The organism is Neobacillus niacini (genome assembly GCF_031456445.1).
Taxonomy (GTDB): Bacteria; Bacillota; Bacilli; order Bacillales; family Cytobacillaceae; genus Neobacillus; species Neobacillus niacini_I.
This window is the reverse complement of record NZ_JAVDUQ010000039.1, coordinates 22432-43516: the sequence shown is the minus strand read 5'-3', so window position 1 is coordinate 43516 and position 21085 is coordinate 22432. Positions and strand designations below refer to the sequence as shown.

General features: G+C 40.4%; 20 protein-coding genes. 19 read left to right on the top strand and 1 reads right to left on the bottom strand.

What is annotated here, in order from left to right:
* Positions 1-17 precede the first annotated feature (17 nt).
* Complete coding sequence (locus J2Y67_RS23570; protein ID WP_310177867.1) at positions 18-302, bottom strand: AbrB/MazE/SpoVT family DNA-binding domain-containing protein; 285 nt, start codon at positions 300-302, stop codon at positions 18-20.
* A gap of 483 nt (positions 303-785) precedes the next feature.
* Between J2Y67_RS23570 and metG the strand changes: the two genes are divergently transcribed.
* The 19 genes from metG (at position 786) to spoVT (ending at position 20947) form a co-directional block, all read left to right on the top strand.
* Positions 786-2744 (top strand): methionine--tRNA ligase, encoded by a 1959-nt coding sequence (gene metG, locus J2Y67_RS23565; protein WP_310177865.1) that lies wholly within the window; start codon positions 786-788, stop codon positions 2742-2744.
* Between the two features lie 114 nt (positions 2745-2858).
* Entirely contained in the window at positions 2859-3626 is a 768-nt protein-coding gene (locus J2Y67_RS23560; RefSeq protein ID WP_310177863.1) for a TatD family hydrolase, read from the top strand.
* Between the two features lie 236 nt (positions 3627-3862).
* Positions 3863-5044 carry a ubiquitin-like domain-containing protein gene (locus J2Y67_RS23555; RefSeq protein WP_310177862.1) on the top strand — a complete coding sequence of 394 codons (1182 nt, stop codon included), beginning with the start codon at positions 3863-3865 and terminating at the stop codon, positions 5042-5044.
* Between the two features lie 207 nt (positions 5045-5251).
* The gene (gene rnmV / locus J2Y67_RS23550) at positions 5252-5812 is read left to right on the top strand and encodes a ribonuclease M5 (protein WP_310177860.1); all 561 of its coding nucleotides are present in this window, start codon (positions 5252-5254) and stop codon (positions 5810-5812) included.
* Positions 5805-6683 carry a 16S rRNA (adenine(1518)-N(6)/adenine(1519)-N(6))-dimethyltransferase RsmA gene (gene rsmA, locus J2Y67_RS23545; protein ID WP_310177858.1) on the top strand — a complete coding sequence of 293 codons (879 nt, stop codon included), beginning with the start codon at positions 5805-5807 and terminating at the stop codon, positions 6681-6683. Before rnmV ends, rsmA begins: the two co-directional genes overlap by 8 nt.
* 715 nt (positions 6684-7398) lie before the next feature.
* Entirely contained in the window at positions 7399-8277 is an 879-nt protein-coding gene (gene yabG, locus J2Y67_RS23540; protein ID WP_310177857.1) for a sporulation peptidase YabG, read from the top strand.
* Positions 8278-8483: 206 nt separating this feature from the next.
* A complete protein-coding gene (veg, locus tag J2Y67_RS23535; protein ID WP_026574040.1) occupies positions 8484-8744 on the top strand; it encodes a biofilm formation stimulator Veg in 261 nt (86 codons plus the stop codon).
* Between the two features lie 143 nt (positions 8745-8887).
* Positions 8888-9064 carry a small, acid-soluble spore protein, alpha/beta type gene (locus J2Y67_RS23530; RefSeq protein ID WP_310177854.1) on the top strand — a complete coding sequence of 59 codons (177 nt, stop codon included), beginning with the start codon at positions 8888-8890 and terminating at the stop codon, positions 9062-9064.
* Positions 9065-9284: 220 nt separating this feature from the next.
* A complete protein-coding gene (gene ispE / locus J2Y67_RS23525) occupies positions 9285-10157 on the top strand; it encodes a 4-(cytidine 5'-diphospho)-2-C-methyl-D-erythritol kinase (RefSeq protein ID WP_310177853.1) in 873 nt (290 codons plus the stop codon).
* A 99-nt stretch (positions 10158-10256) separates the two neighbouring features.
* Positions 10257-11081: a pur operon repressor gene (gene purR / locus J2Y67_RS23520; RefSeq protein WP_310177851.1), complete on the top strand. Its 825-nt coding sequence runs from the start codon at positions 10257-10259 to the stop codon at positions 11079-11081.
* A 13-nt stretch (positions 11082-11094) separates the two neighbouring features.
* Positions 11095-11469, top strand: coding sequence for a RidA family protein (locus J2Y67_RS23515; RefSeq protein WP_310177849.1), 375 nt, complete (start codon positions 11095-11097; stop codon positions 11467-11469).
* Positions 11470-11660: 191 nt separating this feature from the next.
* Positions 11661-11951 (top strand): septation regulator SpoVG, encoded by a 291-nt coding sequence (gene spoVG, locus J2Y67_RS23510; RefSeq protein ID WP_003347151.1) that lies wholly within the window; start codon positions 11661-11663, stop codon positions 11949-11951.
* A gap of 192 nt (positions 11952-12143) precedes the next feature.
* Positions 12144-13511, top strand: a complete 1368-nt coding sequence (glmU, locus tag J2Y67_RS23505) for a bifunctional UDP-N-acetylglucosamine diphosphorylase/glucosamine-1-phosphate N-acetyltransferase GlmU (protein ID WP_310177848.1) — start codon at positions 12144-12146, stop codon at positions 13509-13511.
* A 28-nt stretch (positions 13512-13539) separates the two neighbouring features.
* Positions 13540-14496 carry a ribose-phosphate diphosphokinase gene (locus J2Y67_RS23500; protein WP_310177845.1) on the top strand — a complete coding sequence of 319 codons (957 nt, stop codon included), beginning with the start codon at positions 13540-13542 and terminating at the stop codon, positions 14494-14496.
* A gap of 228 nt (positions 14497-14724) precedes the next feature.
* On the top strand, positions 14725-15360 hold the full coding sequence (locus J2Y67_RS23495) for a 50S ribosomal protein L25/general stress protein Ctc (protein ID WP_310177844.1): 636 nt from the start codon (positions 14725-14727) through the stop codon (positions 15358-15360).
* Positions 15361-15487: 127 nt separating this feature from the next.
* Entirely contained in the window at positions 15488-16048 is a 561-nt protein-coding gene (pth, locus tag J2Y67_RS23490) for an aminoacyl-tRNA hydrolase (protein ID WP_310177841.1), read from the top strand.
* Positions 16049-16184: 136 nt separating this feature from the next.
* Complete coding sequence (locus tag J2Y67_RS23485; protein ID WP_310177839.1) at positions 16185-16415, top strand: anti-sigma-F factor Fin family protein; 231 nt, start codon at positions 16185-16187, stop codon at positions 16413-16415.
* Positions 16416-16721: 306 nt separating this feature from the next.
* Positions 16722-20258: a transcription-repair coupling factor gene (gene mfd, locus J2Y67_RS23480; protein WP_396954132.1), complete on the top strand. Its 3537-nt coding sequence runs from the start codon at positions 16722-16724 to the stop codon at positions 20256-20258.
* Between the two features lie 152 nt (positions 20259-20410).
* The gene (gene spoVT / locus J2Y67_RS23475) at positions 20411-20947 is read left to right on the top strand and encodes a stage V sporulation protein T (RefSeq protein WP_310177837.1); all 537 of its coding nucleotides are present in this window, start codon (positions 20411-20413) and stop codon (positions 20945-20947) included.
* Positions 20948-21085: the final 138 nt, after the last annotated feature.

Genomic DNA, 21085 nt, shown 5'->3' with positions numbered 1-21085 from the left:
TCTGGAGCTTTCGTCAATTATTTTACTAACTCAAAAGAGTTTTGGATTTCTTTTAATAATTGTTCTGCACCTTCACGGCTAAGAATTAATTTACCGCCAGCAAGTGCTAAGTTATCATCAGAAACTTCCCCTGTTACTTGGCAAGTCATGTTTGGCTTGTACTTCTTAAGGATAATGCGATCGTCATCAACATAGATTTCAAGAGCATCCTTTTCTGCAATACCTAATGTGCGTCTTAATTCGATTGGAATAACTACGCGTCCTAATTCATCAACTTTACGAACAATACCTGTAGATTTCATATGTTTCTAGTCTCCTCTCAATTTGTTTTTCTCTATTTTTTCTTCTTTTTCTTCGTCAATATTCGACAATATTTTCACAATTTAATAATACCAGCCATTCCCATATTCGTCAATTATTTTATTTAATAAAAAAAAGGGAATTTTTTCATGTCTATTAAAGATTGATTTAACAAGGTTTTACTGAACAATTATTCAGTTTTTCAGGTTTCTATAATTGTTGTGATGCGAATCACACAATAGAATTCCATTTCCTATAATTCGACAAAATTCTACATAAATCTACTTTTATCCCTTATATCTTTCGCAGAAAGTTCGACTTTTACGTCCGTCATTTGGGATAATGGAATTAGTAAATTTTCTCTAGCTGTAGGTTTGTTGCACAATTCAAAGTTTTTCGGTATATTTTGATGATATAAGAGGATAAAAATGGGGCAATAATGGTTAAGTAGAGTTTGAGTTTTGCCGATTATAGGAGGGGTTAAGATGGAGGAAAAATTAAAAACGTTTTATATTACGACACCAATTTATTATCCAAGCGGAAATTTACATATTGGGCATGCGTATACAACCGTTGCGGGTGATGCGATGGCACGTTATAAGCGGATGCGGGGCTTTGATGTCATGTACTTAACGGGAACGGATGAACATGGCCAAAAAATTCAGCGTAAAGCGGAAGAAAAAGGAATCACACCTCAAAGCTATGTGGATGAAATTGTTGGAGGAATTCAAGAATTATGGAAAAAACTCGATATCTCTTATGATGATTTCATACGGACAACACAGGAGAGGCATAAGCAAATTGTCGAAAAAATATTTGCTCGGCTGCTTGAGCAGGGAGATATCTATTTGGATCAATATGAAGGCTGGTATTGTACACCATGTGAATCCTTTTTTACTGACCGTCAGTTAGTGGATGGAAACTGTCCTGACTGTGGCAGACCGGTGGAAAAGGTTAAAGAAGAATCCTACTTTTTCAGAATGGGTAAATATGTTGACAGACTTCTGCAATACTATGAAGAAAATCCTGATTTTATTCAGCCAGAGTCCCGTAAAAATGAAATGGTTAACAACTTTATCAAACCGGGTTTAGAGGATTTAGCTGTATCCAGAACAACGTTTGATTGGGGAGTAAAAGTACCAGGAGATCCAAAGCATGTCATTTATGTTTGGATTGATGCCTTGTCCAATTATATTACGGCACTTGGTTATGGAACCGACAACGACAGCAAATATTTAAATTACTGGCCGGCAGATGTACACCTTGTCGGTAAAGAAATTGTCCGTTTCCATACGATTTATTGGCCAATTATGTTGATGGCGCTGGATGTTCCACTTCCGAAAAAAGTTTTTGCCCATGGCTGGCTGTTAATGAAGGATGGAAAAATGTCTAAGTCAAAAGGGAATGTGGTTGACCCTGTTACTTTGATTGACCGCTATGGCCTTGATGCCCTTCGTTATTATCTGTTAAGGGAAGTTCCATTTGGTGCTGACGGTGTTTTCACACCTGAGGGATTTGTCGAAAGAATTAATTTTGACTTAGCAAATGATTTAGGAAATCTGTTAAACCGTACCGTTGCGATGATTGAAAAATATTTTGCCGGTGTGATTCCTGATTATGCCGGATCTGTTGGAGAATTTGATGATGCATTACTTCAAGTGAATCGGGAAACAGTTTCTAAATATGAAGAGGCTATGGAGAAAATGGAGTTTTCAGTAGCCTTAGCTTCAATTTGGCAATTGGTAAGCCGGACGAATAAATATATTGATGAAACACAGCCGTGGACGTTGGCAAAAGATGAAAATCGTAAAGAAGAGCTTTCAAGTGTAATGATGCACCTCGCTGAGTCATTACGTAGAATTGCGATTCTTCTCCAGCCATTTTTAACCCGAACTCCGAATGGTATTTTTAATCAATTAGGGATTACGGATGACGGGCTTAAGGCATGGGAGAGCCTTGATAAATTTGGCTTAATTCCAAGTGGAACAAAGGTTCAAAAGGATGCACCACTTTTCCCGCGTCTTGAAATTGCCGATGAGGTAGAATTTATTAAGGCGAAAATGCAGGGTGGGATCGCGCCGGCTGTCGAGGAAAAGAAAGACGAAAAATCGGAAGAACTTGCTGAGATTGCCATTGATGATTTTATGAAAATTGATTTACGTGTTGCTGAGGTTATCCAAGCGGAGCCAGTAAAAAAGGCGGATAAGCTTCTAAAGCTACAGCTTGACCTAGGGTATGAAAAGCGCCAAGTGGTTTCTGGAATCGCTCAATACTATAAGCCTGAGGAATTAGTAGGACAAAAGGTTATTTGCATTACGAACTTAAAGCCTGTGAAACTCCGCGGTGAGCTTTCCCAAGGTATGATTTTAGCAGGGTCAAAAGATGGGCAATTATCACTCGCAACAGTAGACCAGACCTTACCAAATGGATCAAAAGTGAAATAAAGTTTTATAAAAGAAGAGCCTGTTTAAGGCTCTTTTGCTTTAAGAAAGTTTCACGTGAAACATTTTTCGAGATTTTTCGTACTTTTTTAACTTTTAATGACAGGGAGTTTTAAAATGTTATTCGACACACATGCACATTTAAATGATGAACAATACAACGAGGATTTGCAGGAAGTTATTTTAAGGGCTCAGGAAGCCGGAGTATCCACTATGGTCGTTGTTGGTTTTGATCGCCCAACGATTGAAAAAGCAATGGTTTTGGCTGATACATATGATTTTATCTATGCCTGTGTTGGCTGGCATCCGGTTGATGCCATTGATATGACTGATGAAGATTTACAATGGATTGAGGACTTAGCTTCCCATCCAAAGGTTGTCGCGATAGGTGAAATGGGACTGGACTATCATTGGGACAAGTCTCCAAAGGGGATCCAGAAAGAGGTATTCCGTAAACAAATCAGACTAGCGAAAAAGGTAAAGCTCCCCATCGTCATCCACAATCGTGAAGCAACGGCAGATATTGTTGAAATTTTAAAAGAAGAGGGTGCGGAAGAAGTCGGGGGCATCATGCATTGCTTTAGCGGCAGCCCGGAGGTTGCTAAAGAATGTGTGAAAATGAACTTTTATATTTCACTTGGCGGCCCAGTTACTTTTAAAAATGCAAAAAAGCCGAAAGAAGTGGCTGCTGAAATTCCTTTAGATAAACTATTAATTGAAACCGATTGCCCTTATTTAGCACCGCATCCTTACCGCGGAAAAAGAAATGAACCGGGGTATGTAAAGCTCGTTGCGGAGCAAATTGCTGAAATAAAAGGCTTGACCCTAGAAGAAGTAGCCGATGCAACCACTAATAATGCAAAAAAATTATTCGGCATAAACTGACAGAAAATGCTGTCGTAGTATCAAGAAACTTGTCCAAATTTTTTCGAAAAACAAAAAGTTCTACACGTCTCCTTTCAGGAATAGGATTACCATGTCGATAAGTTTTCCTTTGCTTTCCATCCAACATTATGCATAATTAGAAATACGTTCACAGGAATGCAAGGGTTGACAGCCGACAGCGTGGTTCTTAATATTTTCTCCAAGAAAAGGAGGCGTTTTTCATCGTATTCAAAAACATGAAAAACCTGATTTCCAAGTCTGTGAGCAAGAAGAAATGGCTAATTGCAGTAACTAGTTTAGTGGGGTTTGCTGGTGCTCTTAGTTTCCTTGTGTTTGAAGGGTCGAAGAAAACAGTGGCAATGACGCTGAATGGCCAAGAAAGAATCGTAAAAACCCATGCAGATACCGTCAAAGAGGTATTCGACGAGCTAGGTTTAAAGATTCGCTCTCAAGACTACTTGTTTCCGTCTACAAATAGTAATGTGGAAGATGATCAGAAGATCGTCTGGAAACAAGCAAAGCAGGTTACTATTGTGAAAGACAACGAGAAGAAAACGATATGGACAACAGCCGATACGGTTGCTGGGCTTCTGAAAAATCAGAAGATTGCGTTAAAGGGACATGATCAAGTTCTGCCTAATTCGCAGAAACTGATTAAGAACAAGATGAAAATTAATATTAAATCTGCCTCTCACCTTACATATGTAGATGGTGGAAAAAAGAAACAAGTATGGTCCACTTCGACTACGGTCGCTGACTTTTTAACACAACAGGGGATTAAACTAAAATCATTAGACCGAGTTGAACCGTCATTAACTGCGACAGTCAATAAGAATGATGTGATTCACGTTATTCGGGTAGAAAAAGTCACCGATGTAGTGGAAGAACCAGTTCATTTTGCCGTAATAACCAAAAAAGATGAGAGCCTCGCTAAAGGCAAAGAAAAGACTGTCAGGGAAGGCCAGAAAGGACTTGTTTCAAGAGAATTTGAGGTTTTCTATGAAAATGGCAAAGAAGTTTCAAGAAAACTAATTCGTGAACAGAAGCTTAAAGAGAAACAGGATAAGATAGTGGCTGTCGGAACAAAGGAGTTAGCCTTGCAAGTCTCCCGCGGTGAAAATGAAACCGGTCAAGAGTTCTATGTGAGTACAACGGCTTACACAGCAGATTGTAATGGCTGTTCAGGAAGGACTGCAACCGGAATTAACCTGCGGGCAAATCCAAATGTAAAAGTGATTGCTGTAGATCCGAGTATCATTCCGCTTGGAACAAAGGTATTTGTGGAAGGCTATGGCTATGCTGTAGCGGCTGACACAGGGGGGGCCATAAATGGTTACAAAGTAGATGTTTTCTTTCCATCCAGATCACAGGCGTATCACTGGGGTGTTCGGAAGGTGAAAATTAAGGTCCTGAATTAAGCTTTTTTGTGCAGAGGATGCTATCCTCTGCATTTTGCTTTTTTCAATAATTTCTTTATACTAAGAAAGGCGTAAGCGCGTTGAGTAGCACTATCTGATTCTTTACTCTAATGTATGATGGTTTTCATTTATATAGACGATGGATATTACAAAAATGTTTCAAGTTTTTTTCAATATTTTATTTTTTTATGTTTTTTGGAGGAAAAAATGAAAATTAAAGAAATTATTGTGGTAGAGGGCAAGGATGATACAACCGCCATTAAAAGGGCTGTAGATGCGGATACGATTGAAACAAACGGATCAGCAGTAAATCAGGTGACGATAGAGAAGGTAAGACGTGCCCAAGAAACAAGAGGGGTTATTATTTTTACCGACCCGGATTTTCCTGGTGAAAAAATTAGAAAGACAATTGCAGAAAAGGTCCCGGGGTGCAAACACGCCTTTTTACCAAAGGAAGTGGCAATTGCTAAGAATGGCAAAGGGGTCGGAGTAGAACATGCTCATCCGGAGGCGATTGTGGAGGCTTTAAAGGATGCCCAAATAATGCGGGAAACGATTGCAGAAGAGATAACCCAAGAGGATTTAGTTACAGCAGGTCTAATTGGCGGCGAAGGGTCGAAGGAGCGCCGAATCAAGCTGGGGAAGCTTTTGAAAATTGGCTACACAAATGGTAAACAGCTACATAAGCGTTTAATGATGTTTCAAATCAGTAAGAAGGAATTCGCACAAGCACTTTTAGTCGTGCTTCAGGAGGAACAAAATGAATAAAGATATCGCGACCCCAATTAGAACCAGGGATATTCTGGAGAAATACGGTTTTTCATTTAAGAAAAGCCTTGGGCAAAATTTCTTAATTGATACCAACATTCTAAAAAAAATCGTTGAATTTGCCAATATTACCGGGGATACGGGTGTAATTGAAGTTGGACCGGGGATTGGCGCTTTAACAGAGCAGCTTGCCCGCAGCAGTAAGAAAGTGGTAGCCTTTGAAATCGACCAGCGCTTGCTGCCGATTTTAAAGGATACTCTGGATCCTTACTCCAACGTAAAGGTTATTCATCAGGATGTTTTAAAAGCGGATGTGAAAGAGGTCATTAAGGAAGAGTTCCAAACCATCGATGATCTCATGGTGGTTGCAAATTTGCCGTATTATGTAACGACCCCGATTATTATGAAAATCCTTGAGGAGAAGCTGCCGATTCGCGGTATTGTGGTCATGCTTCAAAAAGAGGTAGCGGACCGTATTTCAGCTGCTCCCGGTACAAAAGATTATGGCTCACTCTCAATAGCAATTCAGTATTATACGGAAGCGGAAACTGTGATGGTTGTTCCGAAAACCGTGTTTGTCCCGCAGCCTAATGTGGATTCTGCTGTGATTCGATTGACGAAACGGACTTCTCCTGCGGTTGCGGTGAAAGATGAGGGCTTCTTTTTTCAAGTAACTAAAGCAAGTTTTGCCCAAAGGAGAAAGACAATATTGAATAATTTAACCAGCCAGCTTCCGGATGGCAAGCAGAAAAAGGAACAAATCCTTGAAGCCTTAGGCGGATGCGGGATTGACCCATCTAGAAGAGGGGAAACACTCTCCCTCGAGGAGTTTGGTCGTTTGAGTGATGCATTATTTCCATATTTCAAATAGAAGGCCTCTTTGGGGTCTTTTTTTGTTTTGGGGCGTGTGGAGATAGAATAGCGTGGAAAGAGTAGGAAGTGTCGCCAATAAGCCCGATAGGGGACAAACCCGTCCAAAGTGTCGCCAAGCCCAATAGGGGACAAACCCAGAGAAAAACCCATCCAAAGTGTCGCCAATAAGCCGGATAGGCGACAAAACCAGAGAGAGCCCCGTCCAAAGTGTCGCCAATAAGCCGGATAGGCGACAAACCCAGAGAGAAACCCGTCCAAAGTGTCGCCAATAGGCGGGATAGGGGACAAACCCAGAGAGAAACCCGTCCAAAGTGTCGCCAACAGGCCGGATAGGCGACAAACCCAGAGAGAAACCCGTCCAAAGTGTCGCCAATAGGCCGGATAGGCGACAAACCCAGAGAGAAACCCGTCCAAAGTGTCGCCAATAAGCCCGATAGGCGACAAACCCAGAGAGAAACCCGTCCAAAGTGTCGCCAATAAGCCGGATAGGCGACAAACCCAGAGAGAAACCCAGAGAGAAACCCGTCCAAAGTGTCGCCAACAACCCGGATAGGGAACAATACCACCATTCCAGCCAAATAATTTCGTCTACAACCAGGTGCCTCAAGGCAGCCCCCCCCTCCATCCGTCACAAATCTGTCGTATTCTGCATAGCCTATGAAAGGAACTTTATTTGGAAGGCCTTATTTGCTGGTCTTATTGGAGTGACAGCAATGGATTTAAAATTAATGGATGTTGTCGGCAGACAATCACATAATTGTGATATTCTCTTCAGAATAATAGATATTCGAGAAATCAATGGCCAAAAGATTGCTATCCTCTATGGTGAAGACTTCCGCTTAATCGCAGATGCGCCCTATTACGATTTGATTCCAATCAACCCAACCGACAGGATGAGAATGACACAGGAATTTCGCACCTTGGAGGAACAATCCTACCGGCTTTTTACCCAAGATGTTGATCTATTGAAGCACAGACAGGAATATGAAGCAACTGACGGCTATGTCAAATCATTTAATTACTTTCAGATTCCCGGTAAGGTTCTCCATTTAGATGGGGACCCAACCTATTTAAAGAAATGCATGGACCTATACGATAAAATCGGTATACCTGTCACAGGGATTCATTGTAATGAAAAAGAAATGCCTGAAAAAATAGGTCAATTAATTGATTATTACCGTCCTGACATCCTTGTCATCACAGGACATGATGCCTATTCGAAAGCAAAAGGGAAAATGACCGATATTAATGCATACCGCCATTCTAAGCATTTTGTCCAAACCGTTCGGGAAGCACGCCGAAAAGTACCGCACTTAGATCAATTGGTCATTTTCGCGGGTGCCTGCCAATCTCATTTTGAATCGCTCATTCATGCAGGTGCCAATTTTGCCAGCTCACCTTCAAGGATCAATATTCATGCGCTTGACCCTGTTTATATCGTAGCAAAAATAAGCTTCACGCCCTTTATGGAACGGATTAATGTCTGGGATGTATTAAGAAATACATTGACGGGTGAAAAGGGATTAGGTGGAATCGAAACAAGGGGAGTTTTACGGACTGGAATGCCATATAATCCGGTCTCTGAGGAATAACTGAAAGCCTTTTTAACTCAAAGGGCTTTTTTTTATGATTAATACATATTCCAGGCAAGTTAAGGTAACCATAGAAATGTTGAAATTTAGAAGAAAAAGTAGAAGAAAAAATATTGACAATCTTTTTATCGTACTGATATAATTTTATATTTTGTTTGACAAAATGGTACCTGCGTGGTATACTTTTACATAGTGAGGTGGACCGAATGCCAAAAACCTTAGCCGATATTAAAAAGGCTCTTGACTCAAATTTAGGGAAAAGATTGTTGCTTAAGGCAAACGGAGGACGCAGAAAAACAATTGAGCGTTCCGGTGTTTTAGCGGAAACATACCCTTCAGTATTTGTCATTGAGTTGGATCAAGATGAGAATGCTTTTGAGCGTGTTTCATACAGCTATGCAGATGTATTAACTGAGACCGTTCAAATCACCTTTGAAGATGCATCAGGACACTTAGCTTTAAGCTAACATATAAGCAATGGTGGGCGGTAAACGGTGGTTTACTGCTTTTTGCTTTCTTCAAAAATCGACATGGATGATTATAGCTAACATGAAAAGTCGAATTTTTATACATACTAATCATACCGTGTGTGAAGAAAGGGGTTGTTTAGATGGGCAGAAGAAGAGGTGTCATGTCCGATCAATTTAAAGAAGAGCTCGCTAAAGAGCTTGGCTTTTATGATGTAGTTCAAAAAGAAGGCTGGGGCGGCATTAAAGCCCGTGACGCAGGAAATATGGTAAAACGCGCTGTAGAGCTTGCCCAACAACAACTGTTGAACAAACGTTAAGAGATCGATATCTTTCTGAAGTCAGTTTAAACCGATAAATTCACCACGGTCAGGCCAGGGATAGAAACTCCCTGGCCTTTTGATCCATTTTATGACTAAATTATTGGAGCGAAAATATTTAATTTAGCAGGATTATTTATCTATCACGTCTTACATTGGCCGTTTTGTGGTAAAATAGGACAAAATGTGGAACTGTGAATTTTTAAAGTAGGTGGACGTTGTGAAGCTTTTAGTAAAAGCACCGGCCAAGATTAATTTATCATTAGATGTTTTGTACAAACGTCCTGATGGATATCATGAAGTTGAAATGATTATGACAACAATTGATTTGGCCGATCGAGTTGAGCTAAGTTTATTAGATCAAGATAAAATACATATTCTTTCCCATAACCGCTACGTTCCGGATGACCAGCGGAATTTAGCGTATCAGGCTGCACAGATTTTAAAGGACCGGTTTCAGGTCAAGAAAGGGGTTGTCATTTCCATTGAAAAGACCATTCCAGTTGCTGCGGGCCTTGCCGGTGGCAGCAGTGATGCAGCTGCTACATTAAGAGGTTTAAATAAGTTATGGGGACTCGGATTAACATTGGATGAGCTAGCTGAACTCGGTTCTGAAATTGGGTCAGACGTTTCCTTTTGTATATATGGCGGAACAGCCCTAGCAAAAGGAAGAGGTGAATTTATCACCGATCTCCCTGCTCCTCCTACATGCTGGGTGATTTTAGCGAAACCTTTTATTGGTGTATCAACAGCAGAGGTCTATCGACGCCTCGACTTAAATGGAATGAAGCACCCGAACACAAGTGGAATGATTGAAGCAATAAAAAATAATGATTATCAGCAGGTTTGTCAAAACGTTGGGAATGTTTTGGAAGATGTTACATTAAACCTTCATCCAGAGGTAGCCCTAATCAAGGATCAAATGAAGCGCTTTGGTGCCGATGCTGTACTAATGAGCGGCAGCGGACCGACTGTTTTTGGTTTAGTTCAGCATGATTCGAGAATGCACCGAATCTATAACGGTCTAAGAGGATTTTGTGATCAGGTTTTTGCAGTCAGGATGTTAGGAGAACGCCATTTCCTTGATGTCTAGCACAAGCGTCCTGCCCTCTAGGTTGTTTTCGCTTTCCTTGATTAAATGCGTACATTAATGATATATTTTTATTAGAATTTTCGTCTTTTGGAGGTTATTATGAAGTTTCGTCGAAGTGAACGGTTGATTGATATGACGAATTATTTACTGGACCATCCTCGCCAGCTCGTACCGCTGACATTTTTCGCCGATCGTTATGAATCAGCAAAATCTTCTATAAGTGAAGATTTAGCGATAGTCAAAGAAACATTTGAGCAAAAAGGATTTGGAACCTTGCAGACGGTACCTGGTGCAGCTGGAGGCGTTAAATTCTTAGTTCAAATAAGCGAAGAAAATGCGCGGCCATTTATTCAGGAACTTTGTGAGTTGATCGCAACTCCTGATCGGTTATTACCTGGAGGCTATTTATATCTGACCGATATTTTAGGAGATCCTCAGGTTGTACAAAAAGCGGGGAGAATCATTGCATCGGCTTATTCTGAGGCAAAAATTGATGTCGTCATGACCGTTGCAACAAAAGGCATTCCGCTTGCCTATGCTGTAGCAAGCCAATTAAATGCCCCTGTCGTGATTGTCAGAAGGGACAGCAAAGTAACAGAAGGTCCAACCGTAAGCATTAATTATGTCTCGGGATCGACCAAAAGAATACAAACGATGGTACTTTCCAAAAGGAGTTTAACAGAAGGCTCTCGGGTCCTGATTGTGGACGATTTCATGAAGGCCGGCGGAACCGTCATCGGTATGATTAGTTTATTAGAAGAATTTAATGGAACAGTAGCCGGGATTGCTGTTTTAGTCGAGGCGGAGAAAATTGAAGAGCGCCTAGTCGATAATTACTTATCTCTTGTGCAATTATCGAATGTGGATTTAAAGGAAAAAAAGATAAATGTTAAAGAAGGTAACTATTTTACATTGAATCAATAGGAGGGGTTTACAGATGGAAATCGTTCAAACAAATCAAGCACCTGCTGCAATTGGTCCTTATTCTCAAGGTATTGTTGTCAATAATTTGTTCTACAGTTCTGGTCAAATTCCACTAACAGCGGAAGGTACTTTAGTGGAGGGAGATATTAAGGTACAGGCCCACCAGGTATTTAAAAATTTACAAGCCGTTTTAGAAGCTGCTGGTGCATCATTAGAAACGGTTGTGAAGGCAACTGTATTTATTAAAAATATGGATGAATTCGGACAGCTTAATGAAGTATATGGGGAGTACTTCCACACCCATAAGCCTGCACGCTCTTGTGTAGAAGTAGCAAGATTACCGAAAGATGTATTACTTGAAATTGAAGTAGTAGCGCTCGTTAAATAAACGAGTGCTTTTTTTGTGGAATAAAATATTTATTATTTTGTCTTAAAATGGAATTAAATTACCGTTTTTTACAAATGTTCACTTATTTGCCCTAACTTTTCTAAAAAATTTTGAAATTAAAGAAGGAAAACTAAGATTTCTGTTGAATTTATTAATCTAGCTTTTTATCTAGAAGAAAAGGGTGTGAGCACATGGAAGTAACTGACGTAAGATTACGCCGCGTTAATACGGATGGGAGAATGAGAGCGATTGCATCAATCACATTAGACAATGAATTTGTGGTTCATGACATTCGTGTTATCGATGGAAACAACGGTTTATTTGTAGCTATGCCAAGTAAACGTACTCCAGACGGAGAATTTCGTGACATTGCGCATCCAATCAATTCAGGAACACGCGGAAAAATCCAAGAAGCTGTTTTGGCGGAGTACCACCGCTTAGGTGAATTGGAAGTTGAATTTGAAGAAGCCGGAGCTTCATAAGGATTTTAACAACTAGGGCCTTTCTTCCATGAAGGCTCTTTTTATTTTTTAGATTACCTCCATTATCCTCCCACTAATACTTTCATAATTCATCCAAATAACAAATTTAGACACTTTCAGAACATTCCTTGAAAAGGCAGGCAATTTACGTTAATATTTTTAATGGATAAAAAGGTAATTGGAGGCATGTTCATGTCTAATCGTTATGCTGTGATTTTAGCCGCGGGACAAGGAACGCGGATGAAATCAAAGCTTTATAAAGTGCTGCACCCGGTTTGCGGAAAACCAATGGTTCAGCATGTTGTGGATCAAATAACAAAGCTGGATATAGAAGAAATGGTCACGATTATTGGGCATGGAGCAGAAATGGTAAAGGCCCAATTAGGTAAAAGAAGCCTTTATGCTCTTCAAGATCAACAGCTTGGAACGGCACACGCTGTCATGCAGGCTGAAGAAATGCTAGCTGGTAAAAAGGGAACAACCATTGTTGTCTGCGGTGATACTCCATTAATTCGTGCAGAAACGATGGAAGCCTTATTTAAACATCATCAAGAACTATCAGCAAAAGCAACCATTCTTACTGCAAGAATTGAAGATCCAACAGGCTATGGCCGGATCATTCGAAATGACCGAGGATTAGTTGAAAAAATTGTTGAACACAAAGATGCCACCGAAGCGGAGCGGGCCATTAATGAAATTAATACTGGGACGTATTGTTTCGACAACGAGGCTCTCTTTGAAGCCTTAACAAAGGTCTCAAATGATAATGTTCAAGGGGAATACTATTTACCGGATGTTATTGAGATTCTAAAGGAACAAGGTGAAATTGTTACCGCTTTCCAAACAGATAAGTTTGAAGAAACGATTGGTGTGAATGACCGAGTTGCGCTTAGCATGGCAGAGCAGATTATGCGGAACCGGATCAATGAAGGTCATATGCGTAATGGGGTAACGCTCATTGACCCAAATAACACTTATATTGAGACAGATGTACAAATTGGCCAGGATACAGTGATTTATCCGGGGACCATTCTAAAGGGTAAGACAGTTATCGGTTCTGACTGCCAAATTGGCCCGCATTCTGAGATCGACAAATGTGAAGTCGGGAATGAAACCGTCATCCGCCAATCAGCAGCATATAAAAGCTCAATTGGCAAAAATGTTAATATTGGACCATTTGCCCATATTCGACCAGATTCTGCGATTCAAGATGAAGTGAAGATTGGAAACTTCGTTGAAATTAAAAAGGCCGTATTTGGCAAGGGAAGCAAAGCCTCACATTTAAGTTATATTGGCGATGCAGAAGTGGGCAATAATGTAAACATCGGCTGTGGTTCCATCACGGTTAACTATGATGGTAAAAATAAGTTTTTAACCAAAATAGAAGATGATGTCTTTATTGGCTGTAATTCAAATCTTGTTGCCCCTGTTACAGTTGGAAAGGGCGCGTATGTTGCCGCAGGTTCCACCATTACCATGGATGTACCTGGGGAGGCATTGTCGATTGCCCGTGCGAAGCAAGTAAATAAGGAAAACTACGTTCAAAAGCTTAATTTGTAAAAATAAGCGAGAATAATGGAGGCCCATCATGTCAAATCAATATTTAGATCCAAATTTAAAGGTATTCAGTTTAAATTCTAATCTTCCCTTGGCAAGAGAAATTGCAAAAGTAATTGGAGTAGAGCTAGGAAAATGTTCCGTAACAAGATTTAGTGACGGGGAAATCCAAATTAATATTGAAGAAAGTATCCGCGGCTGTGATGTGTACGTCATTCAGTCAACGTGCAATCCGATTAATGAGAATCTCATGGAACTATTAATCATGATTGACGCGTTAAAAAGAGCATCTGCAAAAACGATTAATATCGTAATGCCTTACTATGGCTATGCCCGCCAAGATCGTAAAGCACGTGCCCGTGAGCCAATTACAGCTAAATTAGTAGCCAATCTGCTTGAAACAGCCGGAGCCACCCGTGTAATCTGTCTTGATTTGCATGCACCGCAAATTCAAGGTTTCTTTGATATTCCTATTGACCACCTTATGGGTGTGCCAATTTTATCAGAGTACTTTAAGAACAAAGCACTAGACGGAGATATTGTCGTTGTCTCTCCAGACCATGGCGGGGTAACACGAGCAAGAAAAATGGCTGATCGCCTAAAAGCTCCGATTGCGATTATTGACAAACGCCGTCCGCGACCAAATGTTGCTGAGGTTATGAATATCGTGGGTAATATTGATGGAAAAGTAGCCATTCTAATCGATGACATTATTGACACAGCTGGAACGATCACCCTTGCTGCCAATGCATTAGTGGAAAACGGTGCTCTTGAGGTTTATGCCAGCTGTACACACCCAGTTTTAAGTGGCCCGGCAATTGAAAGAATTCAAAATTCAAAAATTAAAGAACTAGTCGTTACCAATTCAATCGAACTTCCAGAAGAGAAAAAGATTGATAAAATCATTAATCTTTCTGTAGCGCCGCTAATCGGTGAAGCCATTATCCGTGTACATGAGGAACAGTCTGTAAGTACATTATTTGATTAATCAGTACAAGAGACCACCCGAATTTGGTCGAATTAAAATGTTTAGACCTTCCTATTTTGGGGTAATTTTATAGTGTCTAGCTTCAGGCGCCATCGGCTCGAGGTCATAAGCCAATCCGTCATGAAGGTTAAAGAACAACCTTCCTGCCGGCTTGTCTTATGCTTGTCGCCGATAAGCAGGCGCCTTCCGCTTTTCGTAAAGTGAACTTAAATAGGAAGGTGACTTTTCATGAGTACTGTTTTACAAGCAAAAGAACGCAATGAATTTCGTCATTCTGCTTTAAAGAAAATTCGGGATACTGGTAATATTCCAGCTGTTATTTATGGTGCAAAGGTTGAAAGCAAGCCTGTTTATATTAATTCTGGTGATTTGACGAAAACGATTCGCTCAGTAGGCAGGAATGGTGTTTTTTCTCTTGATGTCAGCGGAGATCAGCATGATGTTGTCTTAAAGGATTATCAAGAGGATTGCATAAAAAAGGAAATAACTCATGTTGATTTTTTAGCAGTTGATAAGTCTTCAAAAATCAATGTATCGGTCAGACTTGTGCTTACCGGTGAAGCCGCAGGTGTGAAGGACGGCGGGGTTCTGCAGCAGCCTGTTCACGAATTGTCTATTACATCTACCCCAGACAATATTCCGGCTCAGATTGAAGTAGATGTCACAAACTTGCAGGTTGGTGAAAATGTAACCATTGCAGATATCCTCTATCAAGGGTCATTTACGATTAATCATGATGCGGAAGAAGTGGTTGCTTCGATTCTTCCTCCTAAACAGGAAGAGGAAATTAACGCAGGTGAACAGCAAGAAGGCGGTCATCCTGATCAAGAAGAAGGAAGAGAAACGGAACCAATTGGAGACTAATAGTAGTAGACGTAACCTGAACAAAGGTTACGTCTTTTGCAGTTTTTACTTATAGCAAATAATTGGAGAGGAATTTATGCTTCGAAAGTTTTTTAAAAGGTGGTCTGGGCCGGAAGAGGTGGGAAAAATGAAACTAATGGTTGGTTTAGGAAACCCGGGGAAGCAATATGAACATACGAGGCACAATGTTGGCTTTGATGTCATTGATGAGTTGGCACGCCGATTCGATATTCGATTAGATCAATCAAAGTTAAAAGGCTTGTATGGGATTGGATTCTATAAAGGGGACAAGGTTCTATTGTTAAAGCCTCTTACCTATATGAATTTATCCGGGGAATCGATTCGTGCCGTAATGGACTATTATGATATCGATTTAGAAGATCTTTTGGTAATTTATGATGACCTGGATTTACCTGTCGGGAAAATTCGTCTTCGCCAAAAGGGAAGTGCAGGCGGCCATAATGGAATTAAGTCTACAGTGGCTCATCTTGGCACGCAGCAATTTAACAGAATTCGAATCGGCATTGACCGGCCGCAAAATGGAATGAGCGTGCCTGATTATGTTCTGGGGAGATTTCATAAAGAAGAGCAGCCGCAGGTTCAAGAAGTTGTTCAAAAAAGTGTTGATGCTTGTGAAGCTTGGCTGGAAAAGCCCTTTATACAGGTAATGAATGATTTTAATCAGTAAATGTTCATGAGATAGGCCATTCTTTCATAGAATAAAGCGTATATCCTATACCTGGTTTTACGCATTTTATAAATGAATAAGTTCCCCTTATTTAGGTTAATACTATAATTGAATCGAAGAATAGGGAGGGACAGGCGTGGCCATCCATTATCATTGCAGGCATTGTGGTACAAAATTAGGCTCTATTGAACAATCATCTATACACAGCGAAACGCTTGGTCTTGATAAGTTAACTGAACGGGAAAGACAAGAAATGGTTGCGTACGATCCATCTGGAGATATTCACATCACTTCGATTTGTGAAGACTGCCAGGAAGCTTTGGAACGGACTCCAGAATACCATCAATATGATTTTCTTATTCATTAACTAGCTTTGGATGCACTCCAAAGCATTTTTCTGTTTTGATATTTAAAACTTTTATAATATATGAAATTTGTATACTGTCTAGCTCCAGCGCCTAGGGGCTCTAGGTCATAAGCCAATCCGTCATGAAGGTTAAAGAGCAACCTTCCTGCCGGCTCGTCTTATGCTTGGCTACAAAAAGCTAATGCTTTTTGTACGCATTAAGAGCAACTAATCTCTGACTTCGCTACGCTAGTCAATCGATAAGTTGCTCTATATCGCCCCTGAGCAAGGCGCTTCCGCTTTTCGGTTAGAGAGGAGGACATTAGGTTGAACAGTTTAACGTCATTATTCCTTCGGCAGGAAGATATATATTCTGTTATTTCCGGAATGCAAGAAGGTCTAAAGGAACAGTTAATTGCAGGGTTATCAGGGTCATCTAGGACCGTCTTTGCAGCATCCATTTATGAACAAATGAAAAGACCGATCCTGTTCGTTACGTATAATTTGCTGCAGGCACAAAAGCTATATGATGACCTTGTCAATCTAGTAAATGAAAAGGATGTTTTTCTTTTCCCGGCAAATGAACTCATCGCTGCAGAAATGAGTATTGCCAGTCCGGAATTAAAGGCTCAAAGAATTGAAGCTTTGAACCATTGGAGTAAAAATAGCCGTGGAATCTTAATAACCCCTATTTCGGGCTTAAAAAAAATTATTCCGCCGAAGGCTATGTGGAAAAACTACCAGCTTTCCTTAAAATTAGGGGAAGATTTAGATATAGGGAGAACGCTTACAACCTTTGTTGAGATGGGGTATGTCAGAGTAGAAATGGTGTCAACTCCTGGAGAATTTAGCGTACGGGGCGGCATTATAGATATTTATCCACTGACAGAATCAGACCCGCTTCGGATTGAACTATTTGATACCGAAATTGATTCCATCCGTTATTTTTCCCTTGAGGACCAACGTTCCAAGGAAAAGATTTCAGAAATCCTAATAGGTCCTGCAACAGAAATTCTTTTCGAAGAGAAAAATTACAGCCGAATTGTTGAAAGATTGGAAGAAGGTTTAGCGAAAAGCTTAAAAAAATTAAAGGATGAAAAAGCTAAAATCCAGCTCGCGCAAAATATTGGTTATGAATTAGAGCTGCTAAAAAACCGACAAAAGCCTGACCAAGTCTATAAGTACTTATCACTTGCCTATGAAAATGCTGGTAGTTTACTAGACTATCTTCCGAGTAACGGCTTAGTATTTATTGATGAAATCAGCAGGGTTCATGAAATGAATGAATCCCTTGTCAAGGAGGAAGCAGATTGGTATACCTCCTTATTAGGCGAGGGACAGATTATCCATGACCTGGTTATTTCATATGACCTCCATGGGCTTTTACAAAAAAAGAATTTTCCGGTTCTTTATATGTCCTTATTTCTTCGTCATGTGGCAAATACCAGTCCGCAAAATATTATTAATGTTTCTTGTAAGCCAATGCAAAACTTCCATGGACAAATGCATTTGCTTAAAGCGGAAGTGGACCGCTGGAAAAAGGGAAACTACTCTGTCCTTGTGCTGGGACCGGATGCCGAGAGGGTAAAAAAGCTGGAGCGGGTTTTAGAGGATTATGAAATTGAATCCTCACTTTTAGGCGAAGGGCAGGATCCAATGCCAGGTAAAGTTCAGATTATGAGAGGAAATCTCCAAACTGGATTTGAACTTTCCATTCAAAAGATAGCCGTGATTACGGAGGAAGAATTATTTAATAAACGAGTGAAAAAATCTGCTAGCCGGCAAAAACTATCGAATGCGGAAAGAATTAAAAGCTATTCGGAGCTTAGAGTTGGTGATTATGTAGTTCATGTAAATCATGGAATAGGAAAGTACATTGGCATTGAAACGCTGGTAATTAACGGAATTCATAAGGATTATTTACATATTCGTTATCAAGGGACGGATAAATTGTATGTTCCTGTTGAACAAATTGATTTAATCCAGAAATATGTCGGATCAGAAGGAAAAGAGCCGAAAATTTATAAGCTTGGCGGAACCGATTGGAAAAAGGTGAAAAAGAAAGTTCAATCCTCTGTCCAAGATATTGCAGATGATTTAATTAAACTGTATGCCGAACGTGAAGCGGCCGTCGGTTATGCTTTTTCGCCTGATGGTGACATGCAAAGAGAATTCGAAACAAACTTTGCTTACCAAGAAACAGATGATCAGTTACGGTCAATTCGTGAGATTAAAAAGGATATGGAAAAATCGCGACCAATGGACCGGCTCCTTTGCGGGGATGTAGGCTATGGAAAAACCGAGGTTGCTATTCGTGCAGCGTTTAAAGCCATATCCGATGGCAAGCAGGTTGCGTTTCTTGTGCCAACAACCATTCTAGCCCAGCAGCATTTTGGAACCTTAAGGGAAAGATTTCAGGACTTCCCCATTAATATTGGTTTGTTAAGCCGATTCCGTTCGAAAAAACAGCAGACGGAAACGATAAAAGGACTGAAGGCAGGCACGGTTGATATTGTCGTTGGAACACACCGCCTGCTGTCAAAGGATGTTATCTATCGGGACTTAGGGTTGTTAATTATTGATGAAGAACAAAGGTTTGGAGTTACACATAAGGAAAAGATCAAACGGTTAAAAACGAATGTCGATGTTTTAACGTTAACAGCGACGCCCATTCCAAGGACTCTCCACATGTCCATGCTTGGGGTTCGGGATTTGTCAGTGATCGAAACGCCGCCTGAAAACCGTTTCCCTGTGCAAACCTATGTAATGGAGTATAATGGATCGCTTGTCAGAGAAGCCATTGAACGGGAACTCGCCCGTGACGGACAAGTATACTTTTTATATAACCGGGTAGAGGATATTGAACGGAAGGCAGAGGAAATTTCTATGCTTGTACCGGATGCCCGTGTAACTTTTGCGCATGGACAGATGTCGGAAAATGAGCTAGAGTCCGTGATGTTAAGCTTTTTATCTGGAGAATTTGATGTTCTCGTCAGCACAACGATTATTGAAACCGGTGTTGATATTCCAAATGTCAATACGTTAATTGTCTTTGATGCCGATCGAATGGGACTTTCACAGCTATACCAGCTGCGCGGCCGGGTTGGAAGATCCAATCGTGTTGCCTATGCGTATTTTACGTATAGAAAGGATAAAGTTTTGACAGAGGTAGCTGAAAAACGCTTACAGGCAATTAAGGAATTTACCGAGCTAGGTTCCGGATTTAAGATTGCAATGCGAGATCTATCCATACGTGGTGCTGGTAATCTATTAGGTGCGCAGCAGCATGGATTTATTGATTCAGTAGGTTTTGATTTATATTCCCAAATGCTTAAAGAAGCGATTGAGGAAAAAAGAGGCGATCTCAAGGGAGCAGAAAGAAAAACGGTTGAAATTGATCTGGAAATTGATGCGTATATTCCGGATTCCTACATTAAAGATGGACATCAAAAAATTGAAATGTATAAACGCTTTAGAGGTATTCAATCATTAGAGGATACCCAGGAGCTTCAAGAAGAAATGATTGACCGTTTTGGTGAGTATCCAAATGAAGTTGCATACCTCTTCCAGATTGCTGAAATGAAGGTTTATGCCCTTCTAAATGGTGTTGAACAAATAAAGCAAGTGAAACATGATGTAACGATTTTAGTAAATGAAAAAGTAAGCAGCAATATTGACGGTCATAAGCTGTTTAAAATCAGCAGTCAATTTGAAAGAATGGTCATCCCTGGCATGGAGGGCAATAAGTTGAAAATGGTACTCAATGTAAAAGGGTGCGAAATAGCAAAATGGCTTCATGTTGCTTTTGAAATGATCAAGGGGCTTGAAACTTCGAAAAAGGGCGAAGAAAATCCAGTCACATAATTGGAATTTTTCTCACATATGTGAAAAAAATTAACGATTGTGTATAGAACTTTCCAGATGAAAGATACTAAGTTCAAAGTTGGTGGTGATTATTACATAAGCATCATTACCAAGTTAGTTTAAATCATCAGATGAAAGTGAGGCAACATTGGATGAAAGCAACTGGAATAGTTCGTCGAATCGATGATTTGGGTCGTGTTGTCATACCGAAGGAAATTCGTAGAACCTTGCGTATTCGTGAAGGGGATCCGTTAGAAATCTTTGTGGATCGAGACGGAGAAGTGATTTTAAAGAAGTACTCACCAATTAGCGAATTAGGCGATTTTGCCAAAGAATATGCGGAAGCCCTTTTTGACAGCCTTGGAAATCCAGTACTAATTTGTGATAGAGATGCCTATATCGCTGTTGCTGGAGGTTCCAAAAAGGATTACTTAAATAAAAATATTAGTGATTTAGTTGAAAAAACGATGGAGGACCGTAATTCCGTTCTTGTCACTCAACAGGGTGAAGTAGCCTTGTCAGATGGAAGCGCGGAAACGATTTCATCATATACAATTGGACCGATAATTGCAAATGGCGATCCGATTGGAGCAGTTATTATTTTCTCTAAAGAAGGAACAGTTGGAGAAGTTGAACAAAAGGCTGTTGAAACAGCTGCTGGATTCTTAGCAAGACAGATGGAGCAATAAACTAGAAAAGCGGAAGCGCCCTGTTTAGCGACGTATGGACTGGAGCGAGCCGACTGAGATAAAGGAAACACGAAGAGCGATAGCGATTCGATGTTGACTTATCGTAGGGAGGTGAGTGAAGTACATTAGTCGCTGGGC